The 21475-nt window shown below is 60.3% G+C and carries 22 protein-coding genes; 12 read left to right on the forward strand and 10 right to left on the reverse strand.

The genetic code is table 11. The annotated features are described in order from the left end of the window. Together AACY08_RS16340 and moaB are read right to left on the reverse strand one after the other, a co-directional pair. On the reverse strand, positions 1–1227 hold the full coding sequence (locus AACY08_RS16340; protein WP_339470393.1) for a molybdopterin molybdotransferase MoeA: 1227 nt from the start codon (positions 1225–1227) through the stop codon (positions 1–3). Next, the gene (moaB, locus tag AACY08_RS16345) at positions 1211–1750 is read right to left on the reverse strand and encodes a molybdenum cofactor biosynthesis protein B (protein ID WP_049709269.1); all 540 of its coding nucleotides are present in this window, start codon (positions 1748–1750) and stop codon (positions 1211–1213) included. Before moaB ends, AACY08_RS16340 begins: the two co-directional genes overlap by 17 nt. A 76-nt stretch (positions 1751–1826) precedes the next feature. Here moaB and mobA point away from each other — a divergent pair, with 76 nt between their 5' ends. Both mobA and AACY08_RS16355 read left to right on the forward strand, forming a co-directional pair. After that, on the forward strand, positions 1827–2429 hold the full coding sequence (gene mobA / locus AACY08_RS16350; protein ID WP_339470394.1) for a molybdenum cofactor guanylyltransferase MobA: 603 nt from the start codon (positions 1827–1829) through the stop codon (positions 2427–2429). Between the two features lie 79 nt (positions 2430–2508). After that, positions 2509–2730 (forward strand): YgdI/YgdR family lipoprotein, encoded by a 222-nt coding sequence (locus tag AACY08_RS16355; RefSeq protein ID WP_010211805.1) that lies wholly within the window; start codon positions 2509–2511, stop codon positions 2728–2730. A gap of 55 nt (positions 2731–2785) precedes the next feature. On the opposite strand, the gene AACY08_RS16360 is transcribed toward AACY08_RS16355, so the two are convergent. From AACY08_RS16360 to AACY08_RS16370, 3 genes are all read right to left on the reverse strand, one after another. Then, positions 2786–3676: a pseudouridine synthase gene (locus AACY08_RS16360; protein WP_339470397.1), complete on the reverse strand. Its 891-nt coding sequence runs from the start codon at positions 3674–3676 to the stop codon at positions 2786–2788. 72 nt (positions 3677–3748) lie between these two features. After that, complete coding sequence (locus tag AACY08_RS16365) at positions 3749–4084, reverse strand: transcriptional regulator (RefSeq protein ID WP_065872709.1); 336 nt, start codon at positions 4082–4084, stop codon at positions 3749–3751. Positions 4085–4158: 74 nt separating this feature from the next. Further along, on the reverse strand, positions 4159–4395 hold the full coding sequence (locus tag AACY08_RS16370; RefSeq protein WP_339470399.1) for a glutaredoxin family protein: 237 nt from the start codon (positions 4393–4395) through the stop codon (positions 4159–4161). Between the two features lie 149 nt (positions 4396–4544). On the opposite strand from AACY08_RS16370, the gene AACY08_RS16375 reads away from it, so the two are divergent. Further along, positions 4545–6281 carry a cation:proton antiporter gene (locus tag AACY08_RS16375; protein WP_339470400.1) on the forward strand — a complete coding sequence of 579 codons (1737 nt, stop codon included), beginning with the start codon at positions 4545–4547 and terminating at the stop codon, positions 6279–6281. Here the strand turns inward: AACY08_RS16375 and AACY08_RS16380 are convergent. Then, positions 6268–7476, reverse strand: a complete 1209-nt coding sequence (locus AACY08_RS16380; RefSeq protein WP_339470401.1) for an ammonium transporter — start codon at positions 7474–7476, stop codon at positions 6268–6270. The two genes, AACY08_RS16375 and AACY08_RS16380, sit on opposite strands and share 14 nt — an antisense overlap. Positions 7477–7836: 360 nt before the next feature. Here AACY08_RS16380 and AACY08_RS16385 point away from each other — a divergent pair, with 360 nt between their 5' ends. The 8 genes from AACY08_RS16385 to AACY08_RS16420 all read left to right on the forward strand — a co-directional run bounded on the left by AACY08_RS16385 (position 7837) and on the right by AACY08_RS16420 (position 16643). Then, on the forward strand, positions 7837–8151 hold the full coding sequence (locus tag AACY08_RS16385; RefSeq protein WP_012723021.1) for a DUF883 family protein: 315 nt from the start codon (positions 7837–7839) through the stop codon (positions 8149–8151). A 2-nt stretch (positions 8152–8153) separates the two neighbouring features. Beyond that, on the forward strand, positions 8154–8537 hold the full coding sequence (locus AACY08_RS16390) for a phage holin family protein (RefSeq protein ID WP_339470403.1): 384 nt from the start codon (positions 8154–8156) through the stop codon (positions 8535–8537). Next, a complete protein-coding gene (locus AACY08_RS16395) occupies positions 8534–8869 on the forward strand; it encodes a hypothetical protein (protein WP_339470404.1) in 336 nt (111 codons plus the stop codon). Before AACY08_RS16390 ends, AACY08_RS16395 begins: the two co-directional genes overlap by 4 nt. 93 nt (positions 8870–8962) lie before the next feature. Then, on the forward strand, positions 8963–10126 hold the full coding sequence (locus AACY08_RS16400) for an EAL domain-containing protein (protein WP_339470405.1): 1164 nt from the start codon (positions 8963–8965) through the stop codon (positions 10124–10126). A 71-nt stretch (positions 10127–10197) separates the two neighbouring features. Then, a complete protein-coding gene (locus AACY08_RS16405; protein WP_339470406.1) occupies positions 10198–11529 on the forward strand; it encodes a deoxyguanosinetriphosphate triphosphohydrolase in 1332 nt (443 codons plus the stop codon). A gap of 171 nt (positions 11530–11700) precedes the next feature. After that, the gene (locus tag AACY08_RS16410; protein ID WP_339470408.1) at positions 11701–12102 is read left to right on the forward strand and encodes a response regulator; all 402 of its coding nucleotides are present in this window, start codon (positions 11701–11703) and stop codon (positions 12100–12102) included. 249 nt (positions 12103–12351) lie between these two features. Continuing rightward, on the forward strand, positions 12352–12978 hold the full coding sequence (locus tag AACY08_RS16415) for a response regulator transcription factor (RefSeq protein ID WP_339470409.1): 627 nt from the start codon (positions 12352–12354) through the stop codon (positions 12976–12978). Between the two features lie 8 nt (positions 12979–12986). Then, positions 12987–16643, forward strand: coding sequence for a transporter substrate-binding domain-containing protein (locus AACY08_RS16420; protein ID WP_339470410.1), 3657 nt, complete (start codon positions 12987–12989; stop codon positions 16641–16643). On the opposite strand, the gene AACY08_RS16425 is transcribed toward AACY08_RS16420, so the two are convergent. Then, positions 16644–17126, reverse strand: a complete 483-nt coding sequence (locus tag AACY08_RS16425) for a GAF domain-containing protein (protein WP_339470411.1) — start codon at positions 17124–17126, stop codon at positions 16644–16646. It lies immediately after the preceding gene. Beyond that, positions 17123–18013 carry an ATP-binding protein gene (locus AACY08_RS16430; protein WP_049709281.1) on the reverse strand — a complete coding sequence of 297 codons (891 nt, stop codon included), beginning with the start codon at positions 18011–18013 and terminating at the stop codon, positions 17123–17125. Before AACY08_RS16430 ends, AACY08_RS16425 begins: the two co-directional genes overlap by 4 nt. A gap of 162 nt (positions 18014–18175) precedes the next feature. Here AACY08_RS16430 and AACY08_RS16435 point away from each other — a divergent pair, with 162 nt between their 5' ends. Beyond that, positions 18176–20485, forward strand: coding sequence for a hybrid sensor histidine kinase/response regulator (locus AACY08_RS16435; protein ID WP_339470413.1), 2310 nt, complete (start codon positions 18176–18178; stop codon positions 20483–20485). Here AACY08_RS16435 and AACY08_RS16440 read toward each other — a convergent pair. Together AACY08_RS16440 and AACY08_RS16445 are read right to left on the reverse strand one after the other, a co-directional pair. Further along, entirely contained in the window at positions 20439–20918 is a 480-nt protein-coding gene (locus AACY08_RS16440; RefSeq protein WP_339470414.1) for a MarR family winged helix-turn-helix transcriptional regulator, read from the reverse strand. The genes AACY08_RS16435 and AACY08_RS16440 overlap by 47 nt on opposite strands. Continuing rightward, positions 20915–21400, reverse strand: a complete 486-nt coding sequence (locus AACY08_RS16445; RefSeq protein WP_339470415.1) for a glutathione peroxidase — start codon at positions 21398–21400, stop codon at positions 20915–20917. Before AACY08_RS16445 ends, AACY08_RS16440 begins: the two co-directional genes overlap by 4 nt. Positions 21401–21475: the final 75 nt, after the last annotated feature.

Consider the following 21475-nt stretch of genomic DNA (forward strand, 5'->3'; position numbering starts at 1 on the left):
TCAGTTCAGGACTTCGCTGAGCGGGATGAAATTGACCCGGTCACCCACCTCCAGCGTCGTGCCTTCCAACACCTCCACAAACCCTTCTGCCCACGCCGCACTGCGCAGCACGCCCGAGCTCTGGTTACGGTAGCTGATTGCCTTGCCCTGCTCGATGCGTCCGCGCAGGTATTCGCGACGGTTGCCCGGTTTGGGCCAGGTGAACCCCACCGGCACCTCAAAGCGCAGCGGCTCCACATCCGCCACACCTTGGCGGCGCAGCAAATAAGGGCGCGCCAGCAGCGCAAATGTCACCAGCGTCGAAGCAGGGTTACCCGGCAAGCCGATCACCGGCACGCCTCGGAAGTGGCCGAAGGTCAGCGGCTTGCCTGGCTTGATCGCGAGTTTCCACAGCGCCAGCTCACCCTCTTCACGCAGGGCAATGCCGAGGAAATCCGCCTCGCCTACCGACACACCGCCGGTCGACAGGATCAAGTCGACATTGCCCAAATCGGCCAGGCGAGTGCGAGTCAGGTCTAGATCATCGGGCAGGATGCCAGCGTCGATCACTTCGCACCCCATGCGCGCCAGCCATGAGCAGAGCACGCGCCGGTTGCTGTTGTAGATCTGCCCCGGCCCGAGCGGCAAGCCCGGCTCGATCAATTCATCGCCGGTGGACAACACCGCCACGCGCGGTCGGCGTACGACTTCCAGGCAATCACGGCCGAGGGAAGCGGCCAGCCCCAGTTCAATCGGGCCCAGGCGCGTGCCGGCCGTTAACACAAGCTCGCCTACGGTGGTTTCCTGGCCTTGGGGGCGGATGTTCTGATCGATGTGCAGGGCTTCGGTGAAGCTCACGCGCTCGTCGGCGTGGACCACAGCGTTCTCTTGCATTTCCACACAGTCAGCACCTTCGGGAACCGGCGCGCCGGTGAAGATCCGCGCGCAAGTACCGGTGGCCAGGGGCTGTGGCGCCTGACCGGCGAAGATGCGCTGGCTCACGACCAACGGTTCCCCGGTCCAGTCCGCCAAGCGCACGGCGTAGCCGTCCATGGCGCTGTTCGGCCAAGGCGGCAGGTCGAGCGTAGAGATCAGGTCTTGGGCCAATACACGGCCATCGCAGTCAGCCAGGGGCAGCGTTTCCTGCTCGCGGATCGGCGCGGCTTCGGCCATCGCAAGCAGTTGTTGCAATGCCTCTTCCACCGGCATCAGGGCGCCGGCCTTGCCAGGCTTACCCACGGGATTCACAAGGCTCGGCCTGCTTCAGGTGCGGCACGAAGTTGCACGGGCGATGACGGTTGTCCAACTGCTCGGCGAGGATGCCATCCCAACCGGTACGCACCGCATTGGTGGAACCCGGCAGGCAGCACACCAGGGTGCCATTGGCCAAGCCTGCCAATGCGCGGGACTGCACGGTAGAAGTGCCGATATCAGCCACGGAAATCTGGCGGAACAGTTCGCCAAATCCGTCGACCTGTTTATCGAGCAGGCAACTGACGGCCTCAGGCGTGCTGTCACGGCCGGTGAAGCCGGTGCCGCCGGTGATCAACACCACTTGCACCACGTCTTCGGCGATCCAGTGGGCGACTTGGGCGCGGATTTTGTAAAGGTCGTCCTTAAGCAGCACGCGCTCGGCCAGGTGATGGCCTGCGGCGGTGAGACGGTCGACGAAGACCTGGCCCGAGGTGTCGGTGTCCAGGGTGCGGGTGTCACTGACGGTCAGTACAGCGATATTCAGGGGTACGAAGGGCGCATCTGCCTTGGCGTTCATGGCACGGTCCGGTTGTCGAAGGAACAGCCCGATGTTATATCACAGCCCCCCCTTTTGCTGCCGCTGCGGAACCGCCATGCCTATCGACTCATCCCCCCTGCCATGTTCGGTCCTGCTGCTATCCGGTGGGCGCGGGCAGCGCATGGGCGGCCAGGACAAAGGCCTGTTGGATTGGCGCGGCCAGCCCTTGATCGCGCATCTACAGAGCCTGGTTCGACCGCTCACGGATGACCTGATCATCTCGTGCAACCGCAACCCGCAACACTACGCCGCCTATGCCGACCAACTGGTGAATGACGACAGCCCGGACTTTCCCGGTCCGCTCGCCGGTATCCGTGCGGGACTCGCCGCCGCGCGCCACGCGCACCTGCTGATATTGCCGTGCGATGTACCGCATATTGACGCGCGATTGCTCGCCGACCTGCGGCAGACAGCGCGGCACAACCCGCTGCTGCCGGTGATGGTGCGCCATGGTGAATTCTGGGAACCCTTGATCTGCATCATCCCTACCCACCTGCAAACCGAGGTAGAACAGGCATGGCGTGCGGGTGAACGCAGCCCACGCAAGATCTTCCTGCAACTGGGTGGCGTGGGACTGGAGTGCCCGGCGGATGACCCGCGACTGGCCAACCTCAATACGCCCGAGCTGTTACAGACGCGGCCGGGCATGTCAGAATGAACCTCGCATCAGGAACTTTGTCGGCGCCGCACGCGTCACAAGGTCAGCAATTAAAAAGTATTCTCTCGGAGACAATCTCATGACTCAACGGACCATCGCCGCTCTCATGCTTGCACTGGGCCTCGCCACCCTCGCCGGTTGCGCTTCGCCGACAGTGATCACCCTGAATGACGGTCGCGAAATCCAGGCCGTCGACACCCCGAAATACAATGAAGATTCGGGTTTCTACGAATTCGAACAACTTGACGGCAAGCGCACCCGCATCAACAAAGATCAGGTTCGCACCGTTAAAGACCTGTAAGTCTTACCGTTTGCTACAAGGCCCGCCTCGCGCGGGCCTTGTCGTTTCCGAGGGGTTACCAGTCGAGGGTGATCTGGCTGCGCAAGCGGCGCTCTACGCCTGTGACCGGGTCGATGAAACGCACGCCCTGTGCCAGCAGCTTGAGTGGGTTGGCGTAGTCGTCCACCGCGTCCTTGATCACGTCCGGGTAGAACGGGTCGTTACAGATACTCGCGCCAAGCGCCGTCATATGCACGCGTAGCTGGTGCTTCTTGCCGGTCACGGGAAACAGGCCGTAGCGCCATAGATCGCCATTCTTTTCGCGCACTTCCATAGCCGTTTCAGTGTTGGCGGCGCCGGGCCCCTCCTGCATACGAAAGAACGGTTCGCCATCGACCAGACGGCTTTTATGCACCCTGGGGAACGTCAGGTCAGGCAAGGCCGGTGCGATGGCCTCGTAAAATTTATCGATCTTGCGCGTGGGAAACAGTTGTTGATACGCGGAGCGGCTGGCCGGGTTGGCCGAGAACAGCACCAACCCCGCCGTATGTCGATCGATGCGATGCAAGGGCACCAGCGACGGATTGTCGAGGCGGCGAATCAGGCGCCGCAGCAGGGTTTGCTCGACATATTCACCGGCCGGGGTCACGGGCAGGAAATGGGGTTTGTCTGCCACCACCAGGTGCTCGTCGGCATACAGGATGGTTTCCTGTACGGGGATGATTTTCTCGTTGGGCACTTCGCGGAAGTAATAGATGCACAGGCCTTCCTTGTAGGCCAGGTCCTGGCTGATCGGGCTGCCGTTGATATCCAATACACGGCCGCGGGCGATGCGGTCCAGCCAATGTTCACGGCCGATCGCCGGGAAGTGTTCGCACAGGCAATCCAGCACCGTCGCCCAAGGGCCAGGTGGCAAGTACAACGTACTGGCTTGATGCTCGGAGGCGATAAAAACAGAAGTGGACATGCAGATGCTCGAGCCTTGGGAAAACCGGCAGGCATTATCCCGCATTGCGCGGGATTGAGCCTAGGGCGAATCTCAGGCCTTGGCCAACGCTGCCCGCAGAACCTTCGAGGCACTGGCGGCGTCGGTGAATTCCTTGAGCCAGCGCAGCACGTCCACCGCTTCCCAGCGGCCCGGGTCGTACAACGCGTACAACAAGCCCTGGTAACCCACCACATCCAGCTGCTTGTGATAACCGGCGCGCTGGAACAGCGCCTCGATCTCGGCGAAGCAAGTATTGAAATGCACTTTATTAAACGGCGTCTTGCCTTCCGTGACCAGGCCGTCAAGGCGCAGCTCGTTCACCGCGTCGCGCACGACGTCGGCGGACATGCGATTGACGCTGCTTTTCAGTTGTTCAACATTCACCACGGGCGTTCCCTCTATTCAATCGCTGTACAAACATACAGTAACGTAATAATCGGAAACCTGCCATCGCATAACACTCAGCGAAGGAAGGCGACAACCTGTTGTGCGTCGAATGGCCAATCCAGTTCCGCCCCGGTGTCTACCCGGCGAAGCACCGGGATCCGCAGGCCGTAGGCTTCGGTCAGGTCTTCGGGGTCGGTGATATCCACCAGTTCCACCAGCAACCCGTGTTCGACGAGCGGCATGATTTCGGCTTCGGCGATTTCACAAAGATGGCAACCCAGGGTGCCGAATAACTGGCATTCAGGAAGCATGGCAATGGACCTGGTCAGAAAACAGGCCATCATTCTAAGCCCGGTTACGGCCTCTCGCCCACCCTCACTAAAACCCTGACCCAGGTCACCATGGCGTATAACTGATTCAGCGATTCTTGCGGCTTTTTGCCTGCCCCCTAGCAACGGAGATGCGTGTGTTTGCCAACCTGCTGATCATTTTGGCCTCGTCCCTGGTGGTGATTGCTCTGTTTCGCCGGTTGCGATTGCCGCCCGTGCTGGGCTATTTGTGCGTCGGCCTGGCCGTGGGGCCCACCGCGCTGGACTGGGTGAATGACAGTGAGGACCTGCCCGACCTCGCCGAACTCGGTGTGGTGTTCCTGCTGTTCTCCCTGGGCCTGGAGTTTTCCCTGACCAGGATGCTCGCCCTGCGCCGCGTGGTATTTGGCCTGGGCAGTTTGCAGGTGCTGGGTTGCGCAGTACTGCTGGGCGGATTATTGATGGCCTTTGGTGTGGCGCCGGGGATCGCCCTGTTGCTGGGGGCTGGGCTGGCGTTGTCATCCACGGCGATCGTCAGCAAGGAGCTGACCAGCCTTGGTGAAATCTTCAGCAGCCACGGCCAGAACGCGATTGGCGTGTTGCTGTTTCAGGACGTAGTGGCAGTGTTGCTGCTGACCTTGGTGCCGGTGTTTGCCGGCACCGGCGAGCAAGCCTGGTACCTGGCGCTGCCGCTGACACTCGGCAAAACCGTGTTCTTGTTTGTCGGCCTGCTGCTCGCCAGCCGTTGGCTATTGCCGCGTTTGTTCCGCGAGGTCGCCGCGTCCCATTCGGCGGAGCTGTTTGTGCTGCTGGCGCTGGTGATTGTGTTGCTGACGGCCTGGCTCACCCACCTGCTTGGGCTCTCCCCAGCGCTGGGTGCGTTCCTCGCCGGCATGCTGCTAGGGGAAAGCCACTACCGCCATCAGATCGAGGCGGATATCCGCCCGTTTCGCGACATCCTGCTGGGGCTGTTTTTCGTCAGCATCGGCATGCTTATCGACCTGCAACTGTTCGTCAGCCATAGCCTGCTGATCCTCGGCCTGACCCTGGCACTGATGGTGGTCAAAGGCTGTGTGGTCGCCGCGCTGGTCAAGCTGCGTGGCAGCGACAGTGAAACTGCCTGGCGCAGTGGCCTGGCCCTGGCCCAGGGTGGCGAGTTCTGTTTCGCGTTGATGGCACAGATGCAGCAAAGCCGTCTGATCCCGGATGAATTCAACGGCCTGCTGCTCGCTGCCACGTTCTGTTCGATGTTGCTGACGCCGCTGCTCTTGCGCGCCGCACCACGCATTGCCCTGCGCCTGCACCGCAAGCCCAACCAGCAAGTGCAGTTGGAAGAAATCACCGCGCTGAACGCCGAGTTACGCGGGCACGCGGTGATTTGCGGGTATGGCCGGGTTGGCCAATCCATCGGGCGCTTCCTGCGCAAGGAACAACAGGCGTTTATCGCCCTGGATGAAGACCCGGAACGGGTCCAGGAAGCCAACACCGAAGACAGCAGCGTGCATTACGGCGATTGCCGGCGTGGCGCCCTGCTCAGTGCAGTCGGCCTGGAGCGTGCACGGTTGGTGGTGATTGCGGTGGACAACAGCGACGTTGCCTTGGTGGTGTTGAAAGAAGCGCGCCGGATCAACCCCGACGTGCCGATCCTGGTGCGCACCCGCGATGACAGCCAACTGGCTGAACTGAAAGCCGCGGGCGCCAATGAAGTGGTGCCCGAGCTGTTGGAGTCGAGCCTGATGCTCGCCTCCCATGCCTTGATCCTGCTAGGCCTGTCGGACCAACAGGTACAGGCGCGTGTCGATGAAGTGCGGCAGAACCGCTATCACCTGCTGCACGGTTTCTACTCGCACCCGAACAACGCAGAAGAGGCGCCGATCAATCCTGACTGACCGCGCCGATCTTGTGGATCGACAGGTCCGCACCGTAGTACTCTTCTTCCTGGCTCAGGCGCAGTCCGGTCACGCGCTTGATCACGCCGTACACCAACAGGCCGCCGGCCAGCGCCACCAGCACACCGAGGGTGGTGCCGATCAACTGGCTGATCAGGCTGACACCCCCCAGTCCACCGAGGGCGGTCTGGCCGAAAATGCCACAAGCGATGCCGCCCCATACGCCGCAGAGGCCGTGCAACGGCCACACACCCAGCACGTCGTCGATCTTCCAGCGATCCTGGGCCGCGATGAAGAACCACACGAACACACCTCCGGCGACTGCCCCCGTGACCAGCGCGCCCACCGGGTGCATCAGGTCGGAGCCCGCGCAGATCGCCACCAGCCCGGCCAATGGACCGTTATGCAGGAAGCCTGGGTCATTGCGCCCGATGATCAGGGCAGCAACGGTGCCGCCGACCATGGCCATCAGCGAATTGACTGCCACCAGGCCACTGACGCCGTTGAGGGTTTGCGCGCTCATCACGTTGAAGCCAAACCAACCGACGATCAAAATCCACGAGCCCAACGCCAGGAACGGAATGCTCGACGGCGCAAACGCTACCAGGCGCCCGTCGCGGTAGCGCCCATTGCGCGGGCCAAGCAACAACACCGCCGCCAGCGCCAGCCATCCGCCCATAGCGTGCACCACCACGGAACCGGCAAAGTCGTGGAAGCTGGCGCCAAAGGTCGCGAGCAGCCAAGCCTGCAGGCCGAAATTGCCGTTCCACACCATGCCTTCGAAAAACGGGTAGATAAACGCCACGATCAACGCCGTTGCGCAGAGCTGCGGAGCAAACCGCGCACGCTCGGCGATACCGCCGGAAATAATCGCCGGGATCGCCGCCGCGAAGGTCAGCAGGAAAAAGAACTTCACCAACCCATAACCATGATCGGCACTGATCACAGCGGCCGGTTGCATGAAGCTCACACCGTAGGAGATCCAATAGCCAATAAAGAAATAGGCCAGCGTGGAAATGGCGAAGTCGCTGAGGATCTTCGACAAGGCGTTGACCTGGTTTTTCTGGCGCACGGTGCCCACTTCCAGGAACGCGAAGCCGGCGTGCATCGCCAGCACCATGACCGCACCGATCAGGATAAACAGGGTATTGGAACTATGGACGAGGGTGTCCACTGCACTTTGCACATTTTCCATGAAGCTTGGCAGGCCTGTAATAAAGGCAAAAAGCACCAAAGCGGTTCAAGCCAGGGTTGCGCGCGCTAAATTGGCACCACCGGCCCCACCCCTCTACAGAGGATGTGAACCGCTTTAGCGCAGCGATCAACACAACAGGCCGTTGCCGACAGGGTTTTTCCGCGGGTTTCAGTTATTTAGGGTAAGGTTTTTCAAGGCATTGCCTAAGGCCGCCCGGATTCAGCGCAAGCCCCGGGGCCTTCGCACCAAGGCAAAGCAAAAGCTGTACCAGACAATTGCACTGAACCTTCACCGATGCCGGTGACTCGAAACCACTACGTATCGAACCGACGTACAGATCAGCCAATCACGGAGATAACCATGGCCAGAAGAACTGCAAAGACTGCTCAAGAAATATTGATGGCGGATTTTCAAACCTTGGTGACTGACACCGAACGGTTGCTGGATGACACCAAGGTGCTTGCGGGTGACCAGGCCGATGAGCTGCGCGCGAAGATTCATGACACGCTGCTGCAGGCCCGCGAAACCCTTAAACAGACCGAAGACTCCTTGCGCGAACGTGGCCAGGCGGCCGTCACCGCCACTGAAGATTACGTGCAGGCCAACCCTTGGCAGTCGGTAGGCATTGCCGCCGGCGTGGGCTTTCTGATCGGCCTGTTGGCCACAAGGCGCTAATCATGTCTATCGGGGAAACTGGCGCGTCCACGGGCACTACCTCAAGACGTTTGGGCGCGGCCGTGTTGGGCTTGCTGCACAGCCACGTCGAATTGTTTGGCATTGAATTGCAGGAACAGAAGGCCCGCACTGTCAGCCTGCTGCTATTTGCCGGCCTGGCGCTGGTGTTTGCGCTGCTGTTGCTGGTTGGGCTGTCGACCTTGGTGATGATCCTGGTGTGGGACACCGGCTACCGCCTGACCGGGATCATCTGCCTGTGCGTGTTCTACACGCTGGCCGCAGTGTTCTGCGGGGTGCGCTTGAAAGCGGCGGTGTTCGATGAGTCCACACCGTTCCACGCCACCCTCGAAGAGCTGGCCAATGACCGGGAGCGCCTGCTGCCATGACTCAACTACCAACAAACACCTCACGCCGGGAAATGCGCAAGGCGTTGATTCGCCTGCGCATGGAAATGCACCGCCAGGAGATTCGACACGAATCCCAGCAATTGATGTCGCCCTTGAACAAGGTGCGCAACCTGGGCCAGAACGTTCAGGACGGCCTGGGCATCAAGCACGCGCCGCTGTGGGGCGTCGCCGCCGTGACGCTGATGGGCTTCTTTACCGGTAAGGGCGCCAAGGGCGGCGGTATCGGCAGCCTGACGCGCATGGTGCGCCTGGGCGCCGGCTTGATCCCGCTGATCAAACTGGCCATGCAGGGTTCATCGCGCAAAGATTGAGCCTCGCTGGCTGCATTCTTGCTAACAGAATCGGCCCGGCCCTCGTTTTCGAGGGCCGGGCCTTTTTTTCGCCACCTCGCTTAAGGAGGCCCCGTGATCGACGGGCAACCGCTCGCCTGCTTCCAGCCGTTTATCGACACCGCCACCGGCCGCATCGCCGGCGTTGAGGCCCTGGGCCGTCTGCGCCAGGCTGACGGCCGCTTGCAGTCCGTGGGCCCGCTGTTCGCCGACCCACGCACGCCGGGCGTGACCTTGCGCCGTCTCGACCGGCAGATCCGTGACAATGCACTGAGCCGCTTGCACGAAGCCCCCGAAGATTGGTTCCTGAGCTTGAACATCTCGCCGCGCTGGATCAATCGCCTGCGCCCGGGCCAAGCCTTGCCGAGCCTGAAGCAGATCCACAGCCATGGCGTCGACCCGCGACGCATCGTGTTCGAGATCACCGAACTGGGCGGCGACATCCAGCGCCTGGCCGACGTGGTGGTGCGTTATCGCGAGGCCGGCGCGCGCATTGCCATCGATGACTTTGGCGCTGGCTATTCGCAGCTCGACCGGGTGCTGGCATTGCAGCCGGATATTCTCAAGCTGGACATGCGCCTGTTCCAGGCCGCCGCCCGCGGCGGCCCGAGCAGCGAAGTGGTCAGGGCATTGGCGCAAATGGCGGAGAAGACCGGCTGCTGGATCATCGCCGAAGGCGTGGAAACCGAGGCGCAGTTAAGCTTCGCCCTGGAGTGTGGTTCTCGCTATGTGCAGGGCTATCTGTTTGCCCAAGCGCAGTTGGACTGGTTCGCCGCCGACGCCTTCGTCTCGCGCTTCGCCCAATTGCGCACAGCGTATGTCCAACAAAAGCTCGCAGAGCGTGGGCGCATCATGCAATTGCGCCAGCAATTGGCCGAGCTGATGAACATCCTGCAAACCTGGGCGCAGGCCCAGGCGCCGCTGAGCCAGTTGCCGCAACTGCCGGCCTTTCCCTGGCTGCTGCGCTTCTACCAGTGCGACCGGCATGGCACCCAGCTGACCCCCAACTTCGAGTGGCGCCATGACGCCTGGCAGGCCGACAGTCGCTACCTGGGCCACAACTGGTCGTGGCGCCCGTACTTCTATCACCTGCTGGCCGAGGGTTGGGAGGAGCGGCGCCTGACCCTGTCTTCGACCTACCGCGACGCGACCACCAATCAGTATTGCCTCACTGCCGGACAATTCTTCGATAACGGTCAGCGTTTGCTGTTAATCGATATCGAGGCGGCCGGGCTGTAGATTTTCGCTTGCCCAGGCCGCGCTGAACCGGGAAGCTGAGAGGGTCATTCACCGTACGGAGAGTACCCGCCTTGGATTGGCCCACCCTGCTGACTCGCGAACGTCTTGGCAAATCGCTGCACAGCCCGGAAGAACTGGGGCGTAGCCCGTTTCACAAAGACCACGACCGTATTATCTTCTCCGGCGCCTTTCGCCGCCTGGGCCGCAAGACCCAGGTACACCCGGTCTCCAGCAACGACCACATCCATACACGCCTGACCCACTCCCTGGAAGTGAGCTGTGTGGGCCGCTCCCTCGGCATGCGTGTCGGAGAAACCTTGCGCAGCGCCCTGCCCGACTGGTGCGAGCCGAGCGACCTGGGCATGGTGGTGCAATCGGCCTGCCTGGCCCACGACATCGGCAACCCGCCATTTGGGCATTCCGGCGAAGACGCCATCCGCCACTGGTTCCAGCAGGCCGCAGGGCGCGGCTGGCTGGACGACATGAGCAGCGCCGAACGCAATGACTTCCTCAACTTCGAAGGCAACGCGCAGGGCTTTCGTGTGCTCACCCAACTGGAATACCACCAGTTCGACGGCGGCACGCGGCTGACCTACGCGACCCTGGGCACGTACCTGAAGTACCCCTGGACCGCCCGGCACGCGGATTCGCTGGGCTACAAGAAACACAAGTTCGGCTGCTACCAGAGCGAGCTGCCGATCCTCGAGCAGATCGCCCACAAGCTCGGCCTGCCGCAACTCGAGGATCAGCGCTGGGCCCGGCATCCGCTGGTGTATCTGATGGAGGCGGCGGACGACATTTGCTACGCCTTGATCGACTTGGAAGACGGCCTGGAAATGGAGTTGCTGGAGTACACCGAAGTCGAGTCGCTGCTGCTGGACCTGGTGGGCGATGACCTGCCACAGACCTATCGCCAACTCGGCGCCCAGGACTCCCGTCGACGCAAGTTGGCAATCCTGCGTGGCAAGGCCATCGAGCATTTGACCAACGCGGCGGCACGAGCCTTCGTGGAACAGCAAGACGCTTTGTTGGCCGGCACCCTGCCCGGGGATCTGGTGGAGCATATGCACGGCCCGGCCAAACGCTGCGTCCTGGATGCCAAAGACATGGCGCGCAAGAAGATCTTTCAGGACAAGCGCAAGACCCTGCATGAAATCGGCGCCTACACCACCCTGGAGATTCTCCTGAACGCCTTCTGCGGTGCCGCGCTTGAGCAGCATGGCGGGCGCACGCCGTCGTTCAAGAACCGGCGCATTCTCGACTTGCTCGGCAACAACGCGCCGAACCCCGAGTGGCCGTTGCACGCGTCGTTCCTACGCATGATCGACTTTATCGCGGGCATGACCGACAGCTATGCCACCGAGATGGCGCGGGAAATGACCGGACGCTCCAGCCCTCAATAACGAACACGATCACGTCGCCTGTTTCCTGAAAGGAATCTGCCTACAAAGGGAACAGAGCGGCCTGATCGAATTCGCACAACCACCCGATGAATAATCACGCACGCTCCCGGCGACCCTGGCGATCTGTTCCTACGCGCCCCCATCGACGCTTGACTCACCGCGTGGCCCCCAATGCCCAATTACCCACTTCGTATCCTGCTGGTGGAGGATCACCCTTTTCAACTTCTCGCCACCCAATGCCTGCTCAGAAGCTTCGGCTTCGCACGGCTCACGCCAGCCGAAAACGCCGAGCAGGCAATCTGTTTGATGTCACAGGCCGAGGAGCCTTTCGACATTCTCCTCTGTGACCAATGCTTGCCTGACCTGCCAGGACTCGAACTGATTGAAATCGCCAGCCGCCGGCGCTTTACCACCACCGCCATCCTGCTGAGCGGATTGCCCGTGGCGGAACTCGCCAGCCTGATATCCCAAGCGGCGGATCGTGGCCTGCCACTGCTCGGCTATTTATCAAAGCCGCTGAACAAGAATGAACTTGCGCACTTGCTGTGCCCTTTACTCAAGTTACAGATGTAGGAATTAAACATCATGGACTGACGAGAATCGCCGACACCGCACCCGTTAAATCCATGACAGCAACATTTAGCTCACTCACTTCCACAGCACTGACATATCGTTTCACAACGCCTTAGCAGCCGGTAGGCACTTACCTTTTATAACGTAGGACTTTTCCTGTTTTACATCTAGTTCTCCCTCGGCTTATGCTCCTCCCTCCTCTTCTGAGCTAATGTGCCCGCTTTATATGCACTTGCATGGAATGTGATCATGAACTCAGTTTTTATTATCGATGACCACCCCGTTATACGGCTTGCCATCCGAATGTTACTGGAACACGAAGGTTACAAAGTGGTGGGTGAAACGGATAACGGCTGCGACGCCATACAAATGGTCCGAGAATGCCTGCCTGACCTGATTATCCTGGACATCAGCATTCCCAAGCTGGATGGGCTGGAAGTGCTCTGCCGCTTCAACGCGATGAACACGGCGATGAAGACCCTGATCCTGACAGCCCAGTCCCCCACCCTGTTCGCCACACGCTGCATGCGCTCGGGCGCCGATGGTTACGTGTGCAAGGAAGGCGATTTGAGTGAGTTGCTGAGCGCCATTCGCGCGGTGTTGTCCGGCTACAACTATTTCCCGAGCCAGGCACTGAACAGCAATGGTGTAGACGGCGGGGACTCCCAGGAACTCGAATTGTTCAAGACCGTCAATGATCGCGAACTAATGGTCTTGCAACTTTTTGCACAAGGCCGCACCAACAAGGAAATCGCCAAAGGTATGTTTCTGAGTAATAAAACAGTAAGCACTTATAAAAAGCGCCTGATGCAGAAACTTCAAGCCAAATCCTTGGTAGAACTTATCGAGATGGCAAAACGAAACGCGCTAGTGTGAGAAAGCGGATGCCCAGGCGTATAAAGGACTATCTGATTACATTGAGTGCCGGCTTGTGCTTCAGCACCGTCGTGCTCGCGAACCACCCAGCGGACCCGGAACACTTCACCTTGTTGAGCCGTGCAGGCTCGGTTCAACTGGAAACCCACCTGAACAAGGCCCAACGCCAATGGCTGGAAAACAAACGCGAGTTGGTGCTGGGCACCGCCTCCCCTGATTATCCACCCTTCGACCTCACGTCCAGCGGCCGCGACTACGAGGGACTCACCGCCGATTACGCCGGCCTGCTGGCCAAGGCACTGGCCCTGCCGATGAAAGTCTTGCGCTACCCCTCCCGAGAAGCGGCGATCCGCGCCCTTGAAACGGGGGAAATCGACTTGCTGGGATCGTCCAACGGCTTTGAGGCGGCAAATCCGAACCTCACGCTGTCTGAACCCTATGCAGTGGACCAGCCGGTACTGGTCACCCGTGAAGGCGAGACCCGCAGCCTCAAGGATGGCCTGGCCGGGATGCGCTTGGCTTTGGTCTACCACTACCTGCCACTGGGCGAAGTAGAAAAGCTTTACCCGCAGGCGAGCATCCGCGTCTATCCCTCTTATCAAAATGCCTTGAATGCGGTGGCATTCGACCAAGCGGACGTGTTTCTCGGCGATACCATTTCCACCCATTACATGATCAACAAGGGCTACCTGAAGAATATCCGCATGGCCAATTTCGGCAAGCACGAGGCCTATGGGTTCAGCTTTGCCATCCCCCAGCAGCAGCGCACCTTCTTAAGTATCGTCGATGCGGTAATGACAGCCGTGCCTACCGCTGAACGCGAAGCGATCGCCAAGCGCTGGAGCGCCGGCAGCGACATCCTGCTGACCGACGAGAAACTGCAACTGACTCAACGTGAGGAGCGTTGGTTGAAGGACCACCCGGTGGTCAAAGTGGCAGTGAACGAAACCTTCGCGCCCTTGACGTTCTTCGATGCCGACGGCAATTTTCGTGGCATTACCGCCGATTTGCTGGAGTTGGTTCGCCTGCGCACCGGACTGCGTTTCGACATTCAGCGCGGGCGTGACGTGAATGCGATGATCGAACAGGTGGCCGCCGGCAAGGTCGATATCATCGGCGCAATCGTGCCCAGCGCTGAACGGGAAGCGCAACTGAACTTCAGCCGACCTTACCTGGAAAACTCCTACGTACTGCTGACACGTAAAGAGCCCGATGCGCCCTCGAGCCTGGAGCAGATGGCCGGCAAGCGCTTGGCGATCACCCCGGGCAACCCTCTGGAACCCGTCCTGCGCCGCGACTTTCCACAGATCCAACTGGTACAAGCCAGCGATACTTTCAAGGCCTCCGAAATGCTGGTCCAAGGGCACGTGGAAGGTGCGGTGAACTCTCTAGTGGTCGCCAACTATTTCCTGTCGTCCCAGGTGTTCCAGGACAAACTGCAGATCAGCACCACTATCGGCACCTTTCCAGCCACGTTTGCCCTGGCCACAGCGCGCAGTGCCACCGAACTCAGCTCGATTCTCGACAAGGCCTTGCTAAGCATTGCCCCGGATGAACTGGGGGTCAACAGTCGCTGGCGAGGCTACACCTCCGCCTCCGATAGCTACTGGCGCAACTATCACCAACTGATCGCACGCATCATTATCGGTACCGGGCTTTTGCTGTTGGTTTCCCTGTGCTGGAACGCCTACATGCGTCGCCAGATCAAACACCGCAAGATGGCCGAACGCGCGCTCAGTGACCAGTTCGAGTTCATGCGCGCGCTCGTCAATGAAACCCCGCATCCGATCTACGTGCGAGACCGTAAAGGCCTGCTGCAGACCTGCAATGACAGCTACCTGCAGGTCTTCGGCGTCAAGCGCGAGGATGTGATCGGCAAAAGCGCCATCCAGATGAGCGAGGCCCTTCAAACCGACGCGGTTCAATATCACGCCGATTACCAGCGGGTGATGGCCGAAGGCAACCCGCTGATCCTTGATCGCACCCTGTATATCCGCGGAAAAAAACTGACGATCTACCACTGGATCCTGCCATACCGCGACTCTACCGCAGAGGTGCAGGGCATCATTGGTGGCTGGATTGACATCAGCGAGCGGCGCCAATTGTTCGACGAAATCCGTGCCGCCAAAGAGCGCGCCGACGAAGCCAACCGGGCCAAGAGCACATTCCTCGCCACCATGAGCCATGAAATCCGCACACCGATGAACGCGGTGATCGGCATGCTCGAACTGACCCTCAAGCGCGCCGACCAAGGCCACCTTGATCGCCCGGCGATCGAAGTGGCGTACAACTCGGCCAAGGACCTGCTGGAACTGATCGGCGATATACTCGACATCGCGCGCATCGAATCCGGCCGCCTCAGCCTGGCGCCGGAGCGCGTGAACCTGCGAGAAGTGATCGAGTCGGTGGTGCGTGTGTTCGACGGCCTGGCCCGCCAGAAAACCCTCAGCCTGTCCCTTGAGTTCAAGCCCAACCTGGATGACACCGATGTGTTGATCGACCCGCTGCGGTTCAAGCAGGTACTGTCCAACCTCGTCAGCAACGCGATCAAGTTCACCGAGCGCGGCCAGGTCAAAATCAAGGTTGAGGTATTGCCCACAGCACTGGCGCAGCAAGTCGAGATGAAACTGGTGGTCGAGGATACCGGGATAGGCATCAGCCGGGATGACCAGTTACGCCTTTTCGAACCCTTTGCCCAGGCCGACAATTCCGGGCTGCTCGCCAGGAGCGGTGCAGGCCTTGGGCTGGTGATCTGCCGCAGCCTGTGTGAAATGATGGGCGGGCAACTGAGCCTGAGCAGCGTGCCCATGGTGGGCACTCAGGTGCATGTCAGCTTGAACATGACGCGCCTGCAGCCGGAACAGGCAACGGTCGAACCGAAACCCGAAGCCCCTGCGACCGCGCCAGTGCTCAATGTGCTGGTGGTGGACGATCATCCCGCCAACCGCTTGCTGATGTGCCAGCAACTGGGTTACCTGGGACACCAGTTCACCGCCGCCCAAAACGGCGCCACCGGTTTCCAGGCCTGGCGCCAGGAACGCTTCGACCTGATCATCGCCGACTGCAACATGCCCATCATGAATGGCTACGAGCTGAGTCGCTCGATCCGGGAATACGAACAGCGTGAGCAACTCGCGCCGTGCGTGGTACTGGGTTTTACCGCCAATGCCCAGCCCGAAGAGAAGCAACGCTGCGCCGAAGCCGGTATGAACGATTGCCTGTTCAAACCGATCAGCCTGACGGCATTGGAGCGGCAACTGGCGAAGATCGCCCCTCAACACAGCGACCTGCACCTGGACCTCGGCAACTTCGAGGCCCTGACCGGCGGCGATCCACAGTTGAGCTGGCGTTTGCTGGAGGAACTGTTGAGCAGCAGCCGACATGATCGTCAGGAACTGACTGCGCTGATTAGTGCACATGCCTCGCTCCTGGAAATCATTGAGCAGGCTCACAAAATCAAAGGTGCTGCCCGCATTGTTCAGGCGACCCCCTTGGCCAGGCAGTGCGAAACCCTTGAACAAGCCTGTGCCCGCGGTGATGACTGGGCGTTGATTGAAGCCAGTGCGAAAGCCTTGGAAAAGCTCATGCTGGAACTGGAGAGGTTGCTGCAAATGCAGCTTCAAGAACTCGATGCCAGCAAGGGGCGGCTACCGCCCCTTACGTGATCAGCAGTTGGTCAAGCGCAGGAAAATTGCTGCCAGCTGTTCAATGCCCGCCTGGTCCTGAGGGGTAAAACGCGCCAACGACGGGCTATCGAGGTCAAGGACGCCGATCAATTTGCCGTCCTTGACCAGGGGTACCACCAGCTCGCTGTTCGATGCGCTGTCACAGGCGATATGCCCAGGGAACGCATGCACATCCTCCACCCGCTGGGTCTGCCGCGTCGCCGCCGCCGCACCGCACACCCCGCGGCCGAACGGTATGCGCACGCAGGCGATCTGGCCCTGGAACGGGCCAAGTACCAGTTCTTCGTCACGGTTAAGGTAAAAACCGGCCCAGTTCAAATCGTCCAGCTGGTTGAACAGGAAGGCAGAAAACTGCGCACTGTTGGCGATGAAATCTCGCTCATCGGCCAGCAACGACGCCAGTTGCGCGCAGAGCATGGCATAGCCATCAAGGCCAGTACCGGCGCTTTGTAAATCAATCATGGTTGACGTTCCAGTAATTTGAGGCCGACCCAGTAACGAGCGAATTGGTACGCGCAACGACCGTTGCGGTTGCCGCGTCCGGTAGCCCAGCGTACCGCAAGAATGTCTAGCGCTTCATCGCGCTGCCACTGCAAACCGGCCTTGCTCGCCAGTTCGCCGATCCAGTGCTCCACGACATCCAGGAAGTGTTCCTGGGTAAATGGGTAAAACGAAAGCCACAAGCCAAAACGGTCGGACAAGGCGATCTTGTCTTCCACCGCTTCGCTTGGGTGCAACTCACCATCCACGCGTTTCCAGTTGTCATTGTCGCTCTGGTTTTCCGGCACCAAGTGACGGCGGTTGGAAGTGGCGTACAGCAGCACGTTTTCCGGGGCCTGTTCGAGGGAGCCGTCGAGCACGCTTTTCAGCACACGGTAATCGCCTTCGCCTGCCTCGAATGACAGGTCGTCGCAGAACAGGATAAAACGCTGCGGCAGCTTGAGCAGTTGCTCGACCACACGCGGCAGGTCGGCCAGATGGTCGCGTTCGATCTCGATCAGGCGCAAACCGGCCTTGGCGTGCTGCGCCAGCAAGGCGCGCACCATTGACGATTTACCCGTGCCACGCGAGCCCCATAGCAGCGCATGATTGGCGGGCAGGCCATCGATGAATTGTTGGGTGTTGCGCGCCAGCGTTTCACGTTGCTTGTCGACACCGATCAGGTCCGACAGGCGCATGTCCAGGCTCACGTCCAACGGCAACAGGAAACCACTGCGGCCTTCGCGCTGCCAGCGGGCAGCCAGGCACTGGTTCCAATCGATGGTCTGGCGTGGTGCGGGCAATAAGGGTTCGAGGCGGGCGAGCACTGCATCGGCCCGCTCAAGAAAGGCACTCAATCGAGAATCCACAATTATTCCTCTGGCAAGTTCTTGCAAAAGATGGCGTATTGGCAGCCCTGCGGCAGACCGCACAAGGCTGCGTAAAAACGATTCATGCCGGGTAAGCCAAAGCCTGTGGATGTTCAGCTATGCTTGCCGGGCGAAGGGAAACGTAAAGTGGTTCAACACTCGATGGATATCAAGTTCGCCCACCGCTTGTCTTATAAACAAGCCAGATTGACTGTGCTGGTCGGTTTCGTGTTGGGAACCTTACTCAGCCTGATCCAAATCGGCATTGATTATGCCAGCGAAGACGCATCCATCAACCGTGAAATTCGCTCGCTGATCGAAATCAGCCACAACCCCGCGTCACGCATCGCCTACAACATCGACGCCGAATTGGCTCAGGAACTGACCCTGGGCCTGCTGCGCTCCCCCGCCATCATCCATGCCCAGTTGATCGACAATAATGGCGTGGTACTGGCGGATGTAGACCGGCCGCGTAAAGAAAACACCTACCGCCCCCTCAGCGATTTTCTGTTTGGTGCCAACCGCCAGTTTGAAGATCAGCTGTTCCTGAACCCTATGCCCAACGAGTCCCTCGGCGTGCTACGTCTGGACGTGGACACTTATGCCTTTGGCAGCCGCTTCCTGCGCCGTGCCGAGATCACCCTGCTCAACGGGTTTACCCGCAGCCTGCTGCTGACCGGCATCCTGCTGGGTCTGTTCTACGTCATGTTGACCCAGCCACTGGTGCGCATTATTCGCGAGCTGAGCAACCGCAGACAGGCACGCCTGGATTGCCCGCCGGGCCATGAACACGACGAAATCGGCGTACTGGTGAATGTTGCCAACCAACAATTCGAAAACATGGAGACGGAGATCCAGCAACGCCGCCACGCGGAAGATCGACTGACCGAATACCTGGGGCAATTGGAGGACATTGTCTCCGCGCGCACCCTGGAGCTCAAGGCCAGCAACCAGCGGCTGAGCCAGTCCAACGACGAATTGGAGGCGGCGAAGATGCATGCATTGGGCATGGCCCAGGCGCGTGCGGCGTTCCTGGCCAACATGAGCCATGAAATTCGCACCCCGCTCAACGGCCTGCTGGGGATGATCGCACTGTCGCTGGACAGCCCGCTCAACGCCGAACAGCGTCAGCAACTGTCTATCGCCCATGACTCGGGCAAAGTGCTGGTGGAGTTGCTCAACGATATCCTCGACCTGTCCAAGTTCGATGCTGGCCAACTGGAGCTGGAACGCATCCCTTTCGACCTCGGCTCGCTGGTGGAGGACACCGCTAACCTGCTGTCACAAAACGCGGCGCCGAGTGTGGAACTGACCTGCCTGATCGACCCGCAGTTTCCCGCCCAGGTGCTGGGCGACCCGACCCGTGTGCGGCAAATCGTCAGTAACCTGCTGTCCAACGCCTTGAAATTCACGCGCTTCGGCCGGGTCGATGTGCGCCTCAGCGCGCTGGATGGCCGAGTGCGCATCGAGGTCTGTGATACCGGCATCGGCATTGCGCAGGAAGCCCAGGTAAAGATTTTCCAACCGTTCACCCAGGCCGGAGCCGGTATCACACGCCAGTTTGGCGGCACGGGTCTCGGTTTGGCGTTGACGCACAACCTGTGCGAAGCGATGCAAGGCCGACTGAGCATCAGCTCGGAGGTCGGCTTCGGCAGCCAGTTCTGCGCCGACCTGCCGTTGCCGATCCATTTGCCCGCCGTTCAACAGGTGCCGCTCAAGGGTGAGGTGATCGCCATTACCAGTGCCGGCAGCGGCCTGACGGAACTGCTGACCACCCTCCTGCCCCACTGGGGGCTGACACCCCACTGCTACCCGCGTGATGAGGATTTAAGCGGGCAAACGCCGGACTTGCTGATCACCGACTGCCCCGAATGCTTATTCCGCCTGCGGCCTTCCATCACCGCGCCGATCCTGCTGGTGACCGCCTATGGCAATTTCATGCCCAGCGAAGAAGTCGCGGCACTGGGGCCGTTGCAACAACAGGCGCGCCCGCTGAGCCGCAATGCGTTGTATCAAATCCTGGAACGTAACTTGCGCAGCGATAACCAACTCATCCTTGATCCCATCCAGATGGAAGCCGTGCCCCTGGCACGCCGGGCGCGCATCCTGCTGGTGGAGGACAACGCGGTCAACCAACTGGTCGCCAAAGGCATGCTCAACAAACTGGGGTGTGAAGTGATCGTGGCCGCACACGGTGGGGAGGCGCTCAAGTTTCTAGAAGAACAACACTTCGACATGGTGTTGATGGACTGCAATATGCCGGTGATGGACGGTTACGAAGCCAGCCGGCAGATTCGTCGCAGCGGCCGCTGGCCGGACCTGCCGATCGTCGCGTTGACCGCCAACGCCCTGTCCGAAGAGCGCGAGCGTTGCCGGGCCGCGGGCATGAATGACTACCTGGCCAAGCCGTTTCGGCGCGAGGAACTCAGCGGTTTGCTGGACTTGTGGGTGCCGAAGACGACAAGTCTCTGACCTGCAGCAGCAACTGGTCCAAGCCGTCGCGCAAGGCATCGGCCTGGTTCAGGTCGATGCCGCTGTCGCACAGCAGCCGGGTCTTGAGCGCATGGGCCTGGACGCGCAACTGCACACCGCTTTCGCTGAGGCTCAGGTGCACTTCCCGCTCATCCTTGGCGCTGCGCTGGCGCTTGACCCACGTAAGGTGCTCAAGGCGCTTGAGCAACGGCGTCAGCGTGCCCGAATCCAGCATCAAGCGCTCGCCCAACGCCTTGACCGTGGGTTGCGCGGGGGCTGTGTCGTGCCATTCCCACAACACCAGCATCACCAGGTATTGCGGGTAGGTCAGGCCCAGTTGATCCAGCATCGGCTTGTAGGCGCGGGTCACCGCCCTGGACGCGGCATAGAGCTTGAAACACAGCTGGTTATCGAGGGCCAGGGATACACTCATTTGAGCAGGGCTTCGATCTCTTGAGTCAGGTCATGCGGCTTGGTGGTCGGGGCAAAACGCTTGACTACCTGGCCTTCACGACCGATGAGGAACTTGGTGAAGTTCCACTTGATGCCTTTGGAGCCGAGCAGGCCCGGCGCCTGTTGTTTCAGTTGCACGAACAGCGGGTGGGCATCGCTGCCGTTCACGTCGATTTTCTTGAACAGCGGGAAGCTGACGCCGAAATTCAGCTCGCAGAATTCGGAGATCGCCCCTTCGTTACCCGGTTCCTGCTTGCCGAACTGGTTGCAAGGGAAACCCAATACCACCAGCCCCTGATCCTTGTACTGCTGCCAGAGTTGCTCCAGTCCCTTGTACTGCGGGGTAAAGCCACACTTGCTGGCGGTGTTCACCACCAGGATGGCCTTGCCGGAAAAATCGGCCAAGGTCTTTTGCTCACCTTTGATGGTGGTGCAAGGGATGCTCAGCAGGTTGTCATTCATGGCAGTGCCTTGATAAGGGGGAGAGAGGGATAAACATAGTAGGCAATTCAATTGCGTGCAATTTGATTGACCGCA

The organism is Pseudomonas sp. EL_65y_Pfl1_R83 (assembly GCF_963970695.1).
Taxonomy (GTDB): domain Bacteria; phylum Pseudomonadota; class Gammaproteobacteria; order Pseudomonadales; family Pseudomonadaceae; genus Aquipseudomonas; species Aquipseudomonas tritici.